Genomic DNA, 12,909 nt, shown 5'->3' on the forward strand with positions numbered 1-12,909 from the left:
TTAACTTTCCTTTCTCTTAATTTTAGTAATAAAGAAACCATCTGAATTATAATCTTGAGGTAGTAGCTGTAATGTTTTAGTTTCTTGATTTGTTCTTGGATCTATAAATGGTGCGAATTCAAATTCTGGATTTGCTTTTAAGAATGAATAAACAACATTTTCATTTTCCATTTGTTCGATTGTACAAGTTGAGTACACAAGTTCTCCATTAGGTGCGAGAGATTTACTCGCATTTTCAAGAATTTCTAATTGTAAGTGCCACAATGATTCAACATCCTTTGACGTCTTGTCATACTTAATTTCAGGCTTTCTTCTCATGACACCAAATCCACTACACGGTGCATCTACAAGGATGTAGTCATATGTTTGATCAAAAGGCTGAGTGGCATCATGTACAGCTGCTGTTACATTTTTAAGTCTTAATTTTTTGATATTAAAATCAATTAAATCTATTTTATGTGGGTGAATGTCAAATGCATCAACATGACCAGTTTGATTCATGATTTCAGCGATATGACAAGTCTTACCACCTGGTGCACTACATGTATCTAACACTGTACTATTCGGTTTCGGATTCAAAATTTCTGCTACAAACATTGAACTCTTATCTTGTACAGATAATAAACCATCTTTAAATAATCTATCATTTACAATAGCTTCACCTTTAACATGTAAACATCTTTCTATGTCTTTATCTATTTCGACAGTATAACCATTACTTTGTAATCTTTCAACTGCATCTTCAACAGATATGCGTGTTGTATTCACTCTTACTGTTGTATCTGGCGGTGTTAAACTGAGTAAACACATTTCTCTTGTCTTTTCATATCCAAAATGTGTAATCCAATGTTTTGTTAACCATAAAGGTACACTACCCTCAATTGAAAGTTTCTTATCATCATGTTTGATTTCATCTAATGTTCTTAATGGTGTAGACATGAAATTTCTAAGAATTGCATTGATTGCTTTACTATTGTGTAAATCACCGCGTACTTTAGCAATATTGACAGCTTCATTGATAATCGCATGATTTGGAACTTTATCTAAATATACATATTGATATGCACTCATGATTAATAGACGTTTCATCCATCCTTTTAACTTGGTCTTAATAAAAGGCTCAATTAAATAATCTAAAGTGATTTTTCTTTGTAAAGTACCATATACAAGTTCTGTTAATAATCCAACATCTTTTTTAGATACAGCTTCGTTTTTTATCGCTTCATTAAGTTGTAGATTACTATATGCTTCACCTGTCAGTACATCATCTAGAATCGTTAATGCAACGTTTCTTACATTGTTTTTAATCATATTAATTTAGTCCCATCAATTTTTGATTGTAATCCGCTTAAATAATCTCGTGTTTGCACACGTTTTTTACCTGCTAATTGTATTTCAGTTAAAGCAACACCATCTTCACTACCTGTTGCTACTATAATAGCTGATTTAGTTGTTTCAACAATTTCTCCTGGATTACCTTTAACATTCCTTACAATTTCACTGCGCCACAATTTCATATTTTTATCATTCATTGTTGTATAAGCAACTGGCCAAGGTGATAACCCTCTTATATGGTTATGAATTGATTCAGCATCTTGTGTCCAGTCAATTCTTTCATCTTCTCTTGAAATATTAGAAGCAAAACTTACAAGTGATTCATCTTGAGGAATGCTATCATTTGTTCCATTAAAAATAGTAGGTAAAGTTCGTTTCAATAATGCTGTACCGAGTACTGCTAGTTGATCATGAACATCTCCTACTGTGTCGTTCTCTTTAATGTCGATTTCATCTTGGCTAATAATATTACCTGCATCTAATTTTTCTGCCATATACATAATTGTTACGCCTGTCTTTTTCTCACCATTCATAACTGCATAATGAATCGGAGCACCACCGCGATATTTAGGTAGCAATGAAGCATGTACATTAACTGCTTTATATTTTGGCGCATCTAATAATGATTTTGGTAATAGCTGCCCAAATGCTGCAGTAACGATTAAATCAGGTTGTAAATTAATAATCTCTTCTAATTCTGGTGAATGATTTAATTTTTCAGGTTGATATACTGGAATATTATGTTCAACTGCTACTTTTTTAACAGGAGGTGGTGTCAGTACTTTTTTTCTACCTACTGGACGATCAGGTTGAGTAACAACTGCAATCACTTCATGTTCTTCGATTAACATTTCAAGAATGCCTGTAGAAAAATCTGGTGTACCCATAAATACAATTTTACTCATCCTTATACATCTCCTCTAATTCTTCTTCACTAATTTCTCTCGTCATCTTATCCGTGAATAACTCACCATATAAATGATCTACTTCATGTAAAATAATTCGTGCAATATCATCATATGCAGTAAGTTCAACTTGATTACCATTTAAATCATTACTTTTCACGACAATCATTTTACTTCTGTTCACTTCTCCAAAGACACCAGGTACGCTGAGACAACCTTCTACATCAGCTTCAGTTTCTTCAGATTGAGAAACAATCGTTGGATTGATCAGCTGCAAAATACCTTCTTGCTCCATATCAACAATCGCAACTTTAAGATCAACGCCAATTTGAGGTGCAGCTATACCCACCCCATCATTTTCAAACATTGTATCCTCTAAATCAGCAATTAATGCTTTTAAAGACTCATCAAAAGTCACAACATCTTTAACTTCTCTATTTAACATTGGATTTGGTACCGTAACAAGTGGTTTTACAGCCATATCTATCGCTCCTTTTTAAAAACTCATCGTATAATTATAACGTAAATCAATATAAAAAGCGACAGAGAAAATTCATCTACAGTCGCTTACATTGATTTGATAGAAAATTTTGCATAAACGAAGTAAAATCGAATTACCAATAAATAACAGAAAGGAGTCCTATATGAACGTATCCGACTACTATCAATATTTACTCGCACTTGAATCTCGGAAGACTTTAACGAAAGATGAGAGGAATAATCTTCTCACATATTACAACGGCAAAGAAGGAGAACGCTATTTCAAATCGTTTTTAAACACGATACCTAACATCAGCTATATTTACGATTTCGAATTCGGTAATCAACATCATGTCCAAATTGATTATTTAGTCGCAACAGACAATACACTTTTCTTATTTGAAATTAAACATTATAGAGACGAGTGGCATTTCGAACAAGATTACTTAAAAAGTAGTTACGGATTAACTACGAAATCCCCCATTAAACAAACAAAATTTATGAAATTCGAATTAGAAAAATTACTGTATCAAAATGGTATACATATAAATATTCAAACTTATATCATTTTTACAAATCCTCATTTTATCCCAGTTGGAACCTGGCCACATAATCAGAATATTATCTATTTCAATCAATTGAACCAAATCAAAGAAATCTTACAATCCCATTCATCAAAGTTTAACCCCGCACTATTAAACTTTTTATTACAACACAAGAAAATCCACTCGACTTATTATCAAAAAGAAATCACACCATACTTCGATCTCAGTTTAGCAGGTATAAAATGTCCAAGTTGTAGAAAAATGCACACAATCAAAATAATAGAAAATAAAATCTACTCTAACTGCATGTACTGTCACTCTAAGATTAAATGCGAAGAAATCGTCCTGTACAATTTGAAAGAACTCTATTATTTAAAAAGAGACGGCTTTACATTTGAAGAAGCCATCCAGTGGTGTTATCCGGTGAAAGAATATACGATTGGCCGTGTTTGTAACAAGTATTTCAAATCAGAGAAGAAAAGAAATAGAAAGTTTTTCCCTAAGTAAATTAGTAGGGGGCACGTTAATTGCACCTTTAGTCAAAAATGCTTTTAAAAGCATCAGTATTTGCACTTTGGGCTAGAATTGCTAATAACGGTATCAGTATTTGCACCTTTGGCCAGAACTGCTAATAACGGTATCAGTATTTGCACCTTTGGCCAGAACTGCTTTTAAAAGCGTCAGTATTTGAATAACAACCTATAATTTCATCTAGACACATACAAAAAACCCGTGAAGTTTTCACATTTCACGGGTTTCTTTCTATTTACATCATCATCTGCGGATTAATCAAAGAAAATTACTACTATCCGACATAGTCTAAAATGATTGATCATTACAGTATTTATAAAATATTATCGATTAAAATTTTCAATACATTTTCCTGCTGTCTACAAAAATTGCCCTTTTTTTGCCCTTGCCCAAATTTTACATTAACAATCTAGTTTCTACATTATAATGATGTTTTTTATAAACTTTAATATTATTACTATTAATAAACTCACTTTACAAAACAGAATGTTTGTTCGTATAATAAAACTACTAATTATACGTGAGGTGTTTAAATTGAAAATCATTAACCCAGGTATGCCTGAACCATACAAATATGAAACAGATTATCGCAAGATACCAAAGCAATATTTGAATAGTAATATCCCAGAAGGACGAAAGATGATTAAGTGGGCGCCTTTTGCTAGTGTGCCTCAACAATACGAAATTATTTTATGATCCACCAGCTACAATTAAGTATTGGGAGAATGGATATTATAAAACAATTGAATGTGAAATTAATAAATTTGATAGTGAGCATAGCAAGTTAGAGGTACTAGAGAATGGTGAGAAAATGTTATTGAGTATGGATTGTATTGTGGAGATAGAGTAATTTCCAACTAACAAAATGACAGATTCTGCACAAAAAAATATCCTACCTCAATTGGCAGGATATTTTAAATTATGAATAGATATATTTCGTTTTAAATCTCTAGATGGTTTTTCATGAAAAAATCTCTTATTTCAGTATCTTTAATAAAATAATATGCCATCTTTCCATCTTTATAAAAATCAAGTACCTCATTTTTATATAAAAGCCTTAAATGATGTGAAGTTGAAGCAACACTCATTTTCAATATCAAAGAAATATCACAAACACACAACTCATCTTCTTTAATCAAAGATAATATGATTTTCAATTTCTTCTCATCACAAATTTTTTCTAAAATGTTAAGTAATTTCTTAGATTTATCATCTTCTAAAAAACTTAAAGCATTGTTAACTTTATCCTCATGTACACAGATCACATCACAAGCAGTTGCCTTTCCCATATAAACCACACCTTAATTTAAAATATAAAATCAATTATTGTTTGGATTGTATCATTCTCAATAATAATAAATAATCCTAAACCAATATAAATAACAGCCATTATCCAACGACTAAACTTCTCTACAATTTCGCCAATACCTGAAATATTAGCTAATTTTTGTGCTGTATATACCAAAACAAAAATCAATATTAAAAATACAAGAAGAGTAACCAATAACTCAACAATATCTAAAGTCACAAAGTAAGGAACAAAAAGTCCAATATTATCTGCACCACAACTAGCAATTGTAACCAAAGCAACAATACCGACTAATTTTGATAACCCTTTTTCGTCTAATTCTTTTTTAGCTCTTTTCTCTCCTTCACAATCGTCATAAATTGCAACTTTAATACCTAAATAAATTGGAATTAAACCCAATAGACCCAACACCCATTTTTCTGGAACATAATTCAAAACAAAAGCTAGAAATAAACTAACTAATATTAAGATTACAGAGCCTAAGTATTGTCCGATATAAATATCTCGATATTCTTTTCTAGTATTTGCTCTAGCAAAAAATATTAATAGTATTACCAACAAATCTACTGCTGTAGCAACATAAAGAATAGTTGCTGTCAAAATTGTTTGAATCATAACACACCTCATTCAAAAGTATTCTTGAATGTATTATAAACCATATTTCTTACAAATCAAATAATCTTATTTATTTTAATTATAAAAAACCCACCAATTAAGGTGGGTTTTAAATATTTCCGAACTATTAATTCTTCAACTTTAAAATTACGGTCACTAATACAACACAGATAATTGAGTCTACCAATTACCTAATTAACATATTGATTACTCTTTGCTATCAACATATTCTTTTATATCTACAACGAAATTATTCACTAATTCATACACTTCATATAAAAACTCGAATACTTCTCTTTTGTTGTATTCAAAATAAATTGCTTCATCGTAGGAATATCCTTCGTTTCGTGATAAATCTATTTCTTTTCCATCTATAACAACACCTTTAGATTCACCATCATTACGTCGTGTTATAATATTATTCCCTATGTTAATTTTACCAGGCAAAAACAAATTCCCAGTGTTTTCAATTATATAATCCTCATGCTCGTTAATTTGCGCATGTTTCTCATTGTTTTGCATTTTGTTAAATTGATTATAAATTTTTGTCTTAAATAAATTGTCAAATATATCTCTACCTTTTTTATCATCAACTCCAAATCTTTGCTCTAAGAGTTCATAATATCTTTCTATATTTTTAAAGTCTTCTTTATTTAATATATAAGACTTTTCGCTTTTGCTTATGTTGTTATGGCTTCTTAAATATTGTATAGAATACTCCATCGACGATTTAAATACATTTAATAATAAATTAATCATTATCTGATCGTTCATATCTAAAACTTCTTTTTTCTTCAAGTTCTCTATATGAAATAAACAAAATTCTAATTTTTGTACACTTTGTTCATACGAATCTAAATCTTTCAACTTCTTCATATAACTACCTCTTTTTTTAGGTAATTATCTTTAATGGTATGAACTAATATAAAATACCTATCTTCTAGTTCATATATAATTCTATCTTCAAATTCCAATACTCTATTGAATTTATAATTTGATAAAATGCTTGTAATATTTTCTTTGTTTTCACTAACGCATATTACATTGGTTTGCGAATTTTCATAATCCCATATATGTTCAAATAACATGTACATACAAACACCTCTTTTTAGTGTATTATACCATGTTAATAGATAATTTTACGCATAAAAATAACCCCATCACGATTGTGACAGGGCATAGGATAACTTAATTAGATTTGTTTATATTTGGAAGAGAAACAAACCTATAATCATTGTAACATAATAAAAACCCCATCACAAAAAAGTGACAGGGCAAGTTAATGGTTATTTATATATGAAAATCCAGCACTATATAAGTGCTTGTATATAGTAATACTACACTTTAGGTATTAAATCAAATAAATAACACCCCACTTATTAGCGAGGTGCAAAAAGGTATTACCAAATATGAGTTTAAAACTAAAACGGAGATAATAGGTTTAAACTAATTTAATTATATCACTATGGATAATCTAGTCAAAATAATAACCTACTCAATTATATGAGCAGGCTCGCCGTATAGTTGTGTTTAAAATGTCTGTTCAAATGGTAACATATATATTGGTTTAAGTAAAAATAACCCTACCTAGTTCCCGCTAGATAGGGTTTAATAATGTACGGCGGTTCATCGTAACCAAGTAATAGCATATTATATTATAACATATTTACTTATTTAATAATACCCCATAATGGCCCCATTTCACCCGTTTGAGCATTGAATGTTCTAACCGGCATATAAACAGTTATACCTGCGTTAGTGTCCCACGATACCCATACATGACCATCGAACTTTTGCACTTCTGAGTAATTAATTGTTTGACCTCTATACAATTGACCTGCTACTGGGTTTTGTCTACTTGGTCCAACTGAACGTGTATATATGAAATCAACTGTTGGTGTAAATGACGCATGTTCTGATTTATATAAAATACCGTAACTATTTGTTTTCCAGCCACTAGGTGTCTTAGCTGTTGTGTTAGCACTTGGTTTGCTTGCAGTTATCGTAGTACCTGTTGGAATTTTACCGTCATAGTATGATTTGATTTGACTGATAAAGTAGTCCTTCATCTTATTAACCACATCTTGTGGCGCTCTATATGACGATGTGTAGTTGCAATGTAACGCTAGCGATCTGTGAGGACATTGTGTAGCACTAAATTCAGAATGTATACGAACAGTATCACGGTTAACTGGTAACTTCCATTTCTTCAACATACGTGCAGCCTCTTGGAACGCTTGTTGTTCATTCTCTAGGAATTGTTTATCTGTCGCTCTCATAGACTGACATACTTCTATACCATAATAGTTTTTATTACCGTTATTATTAGCTGTATGCCACGCTATACGGCTTTCTGGCAATGCTTGATATACATAACCATTACTGATATAACTGTGCGCTATACCACGTTCTAATGTGCTTAATGGTGCATTTACTAATACGTTACGCCATTGTTCAGCAGTAAGGCTAGAAGCATCATTGTGTATGACAATACCTTTTGGCTTGTAACCACGTTTAGGTAACTTATAACCTGTTACTTCGTCACGATTATATTTAAGTTTAGTTGCCTTTTTCTTAGTAGTAGATGTTGTTTTAGTTGTCGTTTTCTTAGCAGTTTCTTTTTTAACAGTAGATTTTGCGTATGGTACTGCTATAAAATGCGTTAGACCGTAGTAATTATCCCATCTTAACTGTGGCTTTTTGTTAGCCAAACCATTCCAATTTTGCTCTAATATTTGGAATTTAGTTGTGTTACCAGGATTATTTACGATACCGATATGACCATATTGAGCATAACTGCCAATCGTATATACTGCTATCCAACCTGTTTCTGGTATAGTTTCAGGTTCATTTTTAACAACTTTATATCCTTCAGGTAACTTATTGTTAATTGCTTGTTTAGCGTCACCCCACAAGCGTACTTTGTTATCTGTGAGCCATAACATGTAATCAACAATTAGATCCATACACTGTGCGTGGAAGGCTGTATCAGCATCGATTGCGCCTACTTCCATTTTGCCAAATCTAGCATCATAACTATATGGTTTTGTAACTCTGTACGGACTATCCACTGTACCTTTTGCATAGGCTTTTAACCTAGCTTGTATTTGCGCTTTAGTTTTCATCATAACACTCCTTTTATTGTATTAAAAAAGCCGACTGATTAGCCGACTTATTTTGGTTCGTTATACTGTTGTGCTTGTTCACTGTCTTTAATCCCTCTAGTTGTAGGGTCTTGAACCACACCTAGTAATACCAACACACCTAACACGCTGTTCACGATATTAGTGATTTGGTCTGTATACATTGTGATGTCGTAGTCAAACGCCCCAGACACTTGCTGAGCAAACAAAAGGATAGCCGATATAATGGCTACCCAAAATGATTTTTGTTTAATACGAACTTTCCAGTTTATCTTCATTTATACTTCCTCCTAAAATCACAAAAATAATGTTCCAGAAAAACCCAAAAAACTACTTTGAACGTGTGAGGTTGGTGGAAAAACTTTTAAATTCCCTTCTTTATCCAATGTAAATACAACACCTTCTTTTGATGAATTAATATAGCATATAGCAGGCAATTTTATGTTAGGTATCTTACCTATTATAGTAGTAGTGCCAGCTTTAGCATTATTAATAGCCCCAGATAGAAATAAAAATTTTACACTATCAATTTCTACAATTTTATATACCGGTTTGCTCGAAGAACTTCCTGTTATCTCGTTTAATAAAGTAATTTCAATCCAACCCTTATCTACAACACTTGTACCAGTATCACCTTTAATACCTTGTGGTCCTTGTGGTCCTTGTGGTCCAACATCTCCTTTGTCTCCTTTAGGACCTTTGAATAAGTCAGCGTTACTTTCTAAGTGGCTTAATACACTTTCGTTAAGATTATTCTCGAAGTTTTCTCCCAACAATTCCATTGCATCTTCTCTTATTATTTTTCTAATTGTTTCATCAACTAAGTTAATTGTAACCTCTTTACTGACTGCCTCTGTTATACCACTATCCTTAATTGTGAAATTAAAGTTAGCAACGTGAACTGATTGCGTTTCGTTTTTTAGGAATAATTTAGCACTTACTTTGCCAGGATGTTTAATAACCTTGTCACTGATTTTGTACTGTATAATGCCTTGCTCTGGTAACACTAAATTGATTTTTTCATCCATAAAAATAGACCCATCACTGTGGAATAGGTCTAGTTTAGGAGTTAGATTTGTTTTGTTTAAATCAACTGCACGTTTGTTATTTTTTATTGTAATTCTAATTGAACTGGTGCTAATATCTTCTGTATAAAAATTAGTATCAATAAAGCCGACATCGGCGCTTTTTTCATTTACGTTGACCTCTATGTCTTTATTTTTATAAATTGCCATTTAATCACTCCTTAAAAAAATACTTGTGCAAACGCTAAAGCCCCAACAATAACAGTTCCTAATGTACCGATTATTGCGACCCATAACTGTATGTTGCCTTGTTTGCGTTCTGATACTGAATGTTCAATATCATCTACACGTTTAGTAGTCGTTTCAACATTAAACTCTACATTTTTAATACGATCATTATATCCATCCATTTTTTCATCAATTGATTCTAAAATCCGGTTTGTTTTCTTGCTCGTTTCAGTTAACGCTTGTGTACTAATTGACAGGGTGTTTATAGTAAGTTTTAAATCATTGTGCAATTCCATATGTTTGCTATCAACATCTTTAATACGACCAGTTAGCTTGCTGATGTCAGCTATATGGTCAGTTTTTAATACATATCTATTTTCGTCTGGCATAAATCTCAGCACCCCCGAAAAACGCAATCACACCACATATTGCAGATAACGTGGCAAACTGCATAGGTGTTAGCCAATTAATCGCATTGAACAAACTTGCACTGGTCATGAGTAGATACATAAACGAACACATAGTGCCACCTATCAGTAACGTCCAATGAAAAAGTTGATTACGTCTAGGCATCAACCAACTTGAATAAATCAAAAATGAACTTGATATACCCATCAATATACCCCACACCCAAATAGGCATAACTTGATGTAAGGCTTTATAAAAATCTGAATCGTTTAATACAGTTTCTTGTTGAATAGCAAAGAATAAACTACACCATAAGCTAAATACACCTAAGCCAAACAATAAGGTGCTTGAAATCATTTCTGGCAAAGATAACTTATTCATACAACACCCACTCTCTGTAATTTATTTATATAAAAAAGACACTGAAATTAATCAGTGCCTTGTGGGAAATCTTCCCCTGTGATTTCTTTGTATTGTTCTTCAGTTATCCATTTGGCTTTAACACTCTCAGTGATTTTGTTTTTATCAAATAATTTTAAGTCGTATAAACGTTTAAGAGTCGGAAACATCACTCATTCCACCTTTCATTTCTAGTAATTCTGATGTTAAATTAGCAATATCTTGTTGTAATGCTTTTATTCCGTTATTGTGTTCAATGTCATTCGTTATGAGTTGTGCGTTTAAAAAGTCAACGTCACTAGGTTCAGGAGTTGGTGGAGTTTCTGCCAATGCACCATGCCATTTATCCCCATCAAATTTTCGTGGAGGATATAAGTTACTTGGTGGGATAATATCTGTATACTGATAAAGACCTTGTTCCATTAAATCATCACTTAATAATCGACCATCTTCATCTGTTTTTACCAAATAGGCAATACCATTATAATCAAATACTTGTTTATACAATATAATCACCCCACAATATATGTTAGATGACCATATACATAATCATCTATTTTTAAAATGTTTTCGTTGTTTTCCCAAACTTTAAATTCTTTTTTAATCATATCGTAACTACACTTAACTGGGTTTCTACCTATATTCCCATTAGTTCTAGCAAAAAAGCTGAAAGCATATTTAGGTAAGTATTTTTCAGGTATGGCAAATATAGGTGAACCATTACTTAATATATTACTTTTGACTCTTGTGTTAAATATGATTGTGCATATACCATTTTTTATCCTATAAACAGAAGGACCTAAAGAGTCGTCTTGTTGAAAACCACTCAAGAGTGGTAACTCATGCCAACCTGTATCATAAATATTAGCATCTATATACGCTTTCGCTTCAAGTAACGCCTTATCTGCTTTTTCTTGCGAACCAAATATAGATTCCACATTTTCGCTTTTTATAGGTATAGTGAGTTCTTTCCATCCTCTATCTTCGCCCTTATGAATGTTCTTTTTAAACATTCTTCCATCATAACTTGTAGTGGCGATAATTTGTTTGATATTGTCATAAGCTGTAACTACATCAACGTTCCAATATTGACCGTTATTCTCATCTCCATATGGTGCGCTTTTCATATTCCATATTTGATAAAAACCAGTGCTTAGTGTTATTGGGTCTACTTTTGAAATTCTTATTCTATCTCCATTATCGCTCGTTAGTTTACTCTTTTGCCAATTAGACGTGTTTTCATCTTTAACATATCCACCAGAATTAACATCACTGTTGAACTGATTGATCTTATCGTCGATTCCATCACGCACAATAGTTAAGTCTTCAACGTACTCGTTACCTTTAGAATTTATCTCTGCTAACTTATTATTAGCCAATGTAGTTAATTCTTCTATACTATTAGCCCTAAGCACATCAATATCTGAAAGTCCTTTTTCTTTAGCTTGTTCGATTAAATTAACATAATCTTCTGCATTAGACATTGCTTGTTCAATTGCATAAATACGTTGTTTTATTTGTGCTTCTAATTCATCAAACTCAATAATGTAGTTTAGTTTTGTTTCGGCATCAAATTCCCATGCTAGAGATTTTTCAATTTCGAAACTAAATATGCGTTCAGCGACAACTGCGTGTGTTTCTTCTTTTGATTTTCTAGCAACATATACTTGAGATGTAACTTTTCCTGGAGTTTTTAGTATGTCGTTTGGTACTTGATAACTAATCTTACCGTTTAAACCGTCAGTAATAACCATTGGCGCTTTAATTTTCAAACCATTTGAATGTACAAATATAATACTAGATTTAACATTGTCATTTCCTAATAACAATGGTTTGTTATCTTGCGTAACTGTAAATTCGAATACACCTGTTTCTCTATCAGCTGAAGAAAAAGCGACATTTAAGTCACTTCTACTTTGTTTGAACGCTGTTGTTTCAAGTACCAATTTAGCTTTTTTATTTGGTGCAGTATTAAAATTCGTCATT

17 protein-coding genes are annotated in these 12,909 nt (G+C 31.9%); 3 read left to right on the forward strand and 14 right to left on the reverse strand.

Annotated features, from left to right (window positions below; translation table 11 throughout):
• From rsmB to def, 3 genes are read right to left on the reverse strand one after another with little or no spacing between them, the layout of a single operon-like run.
• Positions 1-1,311: a 16S rRNA (cytosine(967)-C(5))-methyltransferase RsmB gene (gene rsmB, locus LQ675_RS00675; RefSeq protein ID WP_107617173.1), complete on the reverse strand. Its 1,311-nt coding sequence runs from the start codon at positions 1,309-1,311 to the stop codon at positions 1-3.
• Entirely contained in the window at positions 1,308-2,240 is a 933-nt protein-coding gene (fmt, locus tag LQ675_RS00680; RefSeq protein ID WP_048542489.1) for a methionyl-tRNA formyltransferase, read from the reverse strand. The genes rsmB and fmt overlap by 4 nt, the downstream gene beginning before the upstream one ends.
• Positions 2,233-2,721, reverse strand: a complete 489-nt coding sequence (def, locus tag LQ675_RS00685; protein ID WP_078355687.1) for a peptide deformylase — start codon at positions 2,719-2,721, stop codon at positions 2,233-2,235. The genes fmt and def overlap by 8 nt, the downstream gene beginning before the upstream one ends.
• A 163-nt stretch (positions 2,722-2,884) precedes the next feature.
• On the opposite strand from def, the gene LQ675_RS00690 reads away from it, so the two are divergent.
• From LQ675_RS00690 to LQ675_RS00700, 3 genes are all read left to right on the forward strand, one after another.
• Positions 2,885-3,772, forward strand: coding sequence for a nuclease-related domain-containing protein (locus LQ675_RS00690; RefSeq protein ID WP_207593117.1), 888 nt, complete (start codon positions 2,885-2,887; stop codon positions 3,770-3,772).
• Between the two features lie 558 nt (positions 3,773-4,330).
• Positions 4,331-4,492, forward strand: coding sequence for a hypothetical protein (locus LQ675_RS00695; RefSeq protein ID WP_239727020.1), 162 nt, complete (start codon positions 4,331-4,333; stop codon positions 4,490-4,492).
• A complete protein-coding gene (locus LQ675_RS00700) occupies positions 4,461-4,646 on the forward strand; it encodes a YolD-like family protein (protein WP_239727056.1) in 186 nt (61 codons plus the stop codon). Before LQ675_RS00695 ends, LQ675_RS00700 begins: the two co-directional genes overlap by 32 nt.
• Positions 4,647-4,737: 91 nt before the next feature.
• Here the strand turns inward: LQ675_RS00700 and LQ675_RS00705 are convergent, their stop codons facing one another.
• The 11 genes from LQ675_RS00705 to LQ675_RS00755 all read right to left on the reverse strand — a co-directional run bounded on the left by LQ675_RS00705 (position 4,738) and on the right by LQ675_RS00755 (position 12,908).
• The gene (locus LQ675_RS00705; protein WP_239727018.1) at positions 4,738-5,085 is read right to left on the reverse strand and encodes a helix-turn-helix domain-containing protein; all 348 of its coding nucleotides are present in this window, start codon (positions 5,083-5,085) and stop codon (positions 4,738-4,740) included.
• 17 nt (positions 5,086-5,102) lie between these two features.
• Positions 5,103-5,720, reverse strand: a complete 618-nt coding sequence (locus LQ675_RS00710) for a CadD family cadmium resistance transporter (RefSeq protein ID WP_206180750.1) — start codon at positions 5,718-5,720, stop codon at positions 5,103-5,105.
• A 207-nt stretch (positions 5,721-5,927) separates the two neighbouring features.
• Positions 5,928-6,596: a hypothetical protein gene (locus LQ675_RS00715; RefSeq protein ID WP_239727015.1), complete on the reverse strand. Its 669-nt coding sequence runs from the start codon at positions 6,594-6,596 to the stop codon at positions 5,928-5,930.
• Between the two features lie 794 nt (positions 6,597-7,390).
• Positions 7,391-8,845 carry an N-acetylmuramoyl-L-alanine amidase gene (locus LQ675_RS00720; protein ID WP_239727013.1) on the reverse strand — a complete coding sequence of 485 codons (1,455 nt, stop codon included), beginning with the start codon at positions 8,843-8,845 and terminating at the stop codon, positions 7,391-7,393.
• A gap of 47 nt (positions 8,846-8,892) precedes the next feature.
• A complete protein-coding gene (locus LQ675_RS00725) occupies positions 8,893-9,141 on the reverse strand; it encodes a phage holin (RefSeq protein WP_239727003.1) in 249 nt (82 codons plus the stop codon).
• 18 nt (positions 9,142-9,159) lie between these two features.
• Positions 9,160-10,098, reverse strand: a complete 939-nt coding sequence (locus LQ675_RS00730) for a BppU family phage baseplate upper protein (RefSeq protein WP_239727000.1) — start codon at positions 10,096-10,098, stop codon at positions 9,160-9,162.
• Between the two features lie 11 nt (positions 10,099-10,109).
• A complete protein-coding gene (locus LQ675_RS00735; protein ID WP_239726998.1) occupies positions 10,110-10,505 on the reverse strand; it encodes a hypothetical protein in 396 nt (131 codons plus the stop codon).
• On the reverse strand, positions 10,489-10,905 hold the full coding sequence (locus LQ675_RS00740) for a hypothetical protein (protein ID WP_239726997.1): 417 nt from the start codon (positions 10,903-10,905) through the stop codon (positions 10,489-10,491). Before LQ675_RS00740 ends, LQ675_RS00735 begins: the two co-directional genes overlap by 17 nt.
• 47 nt (positions 10,906-10,952) lie before the next feature.
• Positions 10,953-11,093, reverse strand: coding sequence for an XkdX family protein (locus LQ675_RS00745; RefSeq protein ID WP_239726995.1), 141 nt, complete (start codon positions 11,091-11,093; stop codon positions 10,953-10,955).
• Positions 11,077-11,430 (reverse strand): hypothetical protein, encoded by a 354-nt coding sequence (locus LQ675_RS00750; RefSeq protein ID WP_239726993.1) that lies wholly within the window; start codon positions 11,428-11,430, stop codon positions 11,077-11,079. The genes LQ675_RS00745 and LQ675_RS00750 overlap by 17 nt, the downstream gene beginning before the upstream one ends.
• 5 nt (positions 11,431-11,435) lie before the next feature.
• The gene (locus LQ675_RS00755; RefSeq protein ID WP_239726991.1) at positions 11,436-12,908 is read right to left on the reverse strand and encodes a BppU family phage baseplate upper protein; all 1,473 of its coding nucleotides are present in this window, start codon (positions 12,906-12,908) and stop codon (positions 11,436-11,438) included.
• Position 12,909 lies beyond the last annotated feature (1 nt).

The organism is Mammaliicoccus sp. D-M19, assembly GCF_022386695.1.
Classification (GTDB): domain Bacteria; phylum Bacillota; class Bacilli; order Staphylococcales; family Staphylococcaceae; genus Mammaliicoccus; species Mammaliicoccus sciuri.

Excerpts from the sequence above, each read along its gene's own strand:
- LQ675_RS00730 (WP_239727000.1), bottom strand. The coding sequence starts at position 10,098 with ATGGCAATTTATAAAAATAAAGACATAGAGGTCAACGTAAATGAAAAA.
- rsmB (WP_107617173.1), bottom strand. The coding sequence starts at position 1,311 with ATGATTAAAAACAATGTAAGAAACGTTGCATTAACGATTCTAGATGAT.
- def (WP_078355687.1), bottom strand. The coding sequence starts at position 2,721 with ATGGCTGTAAAACCACTTGTTACGGTACCAAATCCAATGTTAAATAGA.
- LQ675_RS00720 (WP_239727013.1), bottom strand. The coding sequence starts at position 8,845 with ATGAAAACTAAAGCGCAAATACAAGCTAGGTTAAAAGCCTATGCAAAA.
- LQ675_RS00725 (WP_239727003.1), bottom strand. The coding sequence starts at position 9,141 with ATGAAGATAAACTGGAAAGTTCGTATTAAACAAAAATCATTTTGGGTA.
- LQ675_RS00690 (WP_207593117.1), top strand. The coding sequence starts at position 2,885 with ATGAACGTATCCGACTACTATCAATATTTACTCGCACTTGAATCTCGG.
- LQ675_RS00745 (WP_239726995.1), bottom strand. The coding sequence starts at position 11,093 with ATGTTTCCGACTCTTAAACGTTTATACGACTTAAAATTATTTGATAAA.
- LQ675_RS00710 (WP_206180750.1), bottom strand. The coding sequence starts at position 5,720 with ATGATTCAAACAATTTTGACAGCAACTATTCTTTATGTTGCTACAGCA.
- LQ675_RS00755 (WP_239726991.1), bottom strand. The coding sequence starts at position 12,908 with ATGACGAATTTTAATACTGCACCAAATAAAAAAGCTAAATTGGTACTT.
- LQ675_RS00740 (WP_239726997.1), bottom strand. The coding sequence starts at position 10,905 with ATGAATAAGTTATCTTTGCCAGAAATGATTTCAAGCACCTTATTGTTT.
- LQ675_RS00715 (WP_239727015.1), bottom strand. The coding sequence starts at position 6,596 with ATGAAGAAGTTGAAAGATTTAGATTCGTATGAACAAAGTGTACAAAAA.
- LQ675_RS00705 (WP_239727018.1), bottom strand. The coding sequence starts at position 5,085 with ATGGGAAAGGCAACTGCTTGTGATGTGATCTGTGTACATGAGGATAAA.
- fmt (WP_048542489.1), bottom strand. The coding sequence starts at position 2,240 with ATGAGTAAAATTGTATTTATGGGTACACCAGATTTTTCTACAGGCATT.
- LQ675_RS00735 (WP_239726998.1), bottom strand. The coding sequence starts at position 10,505 with ATGCCAGACGAAAATAGATATGTATTAAAAACTGACCATATAGCTGAC.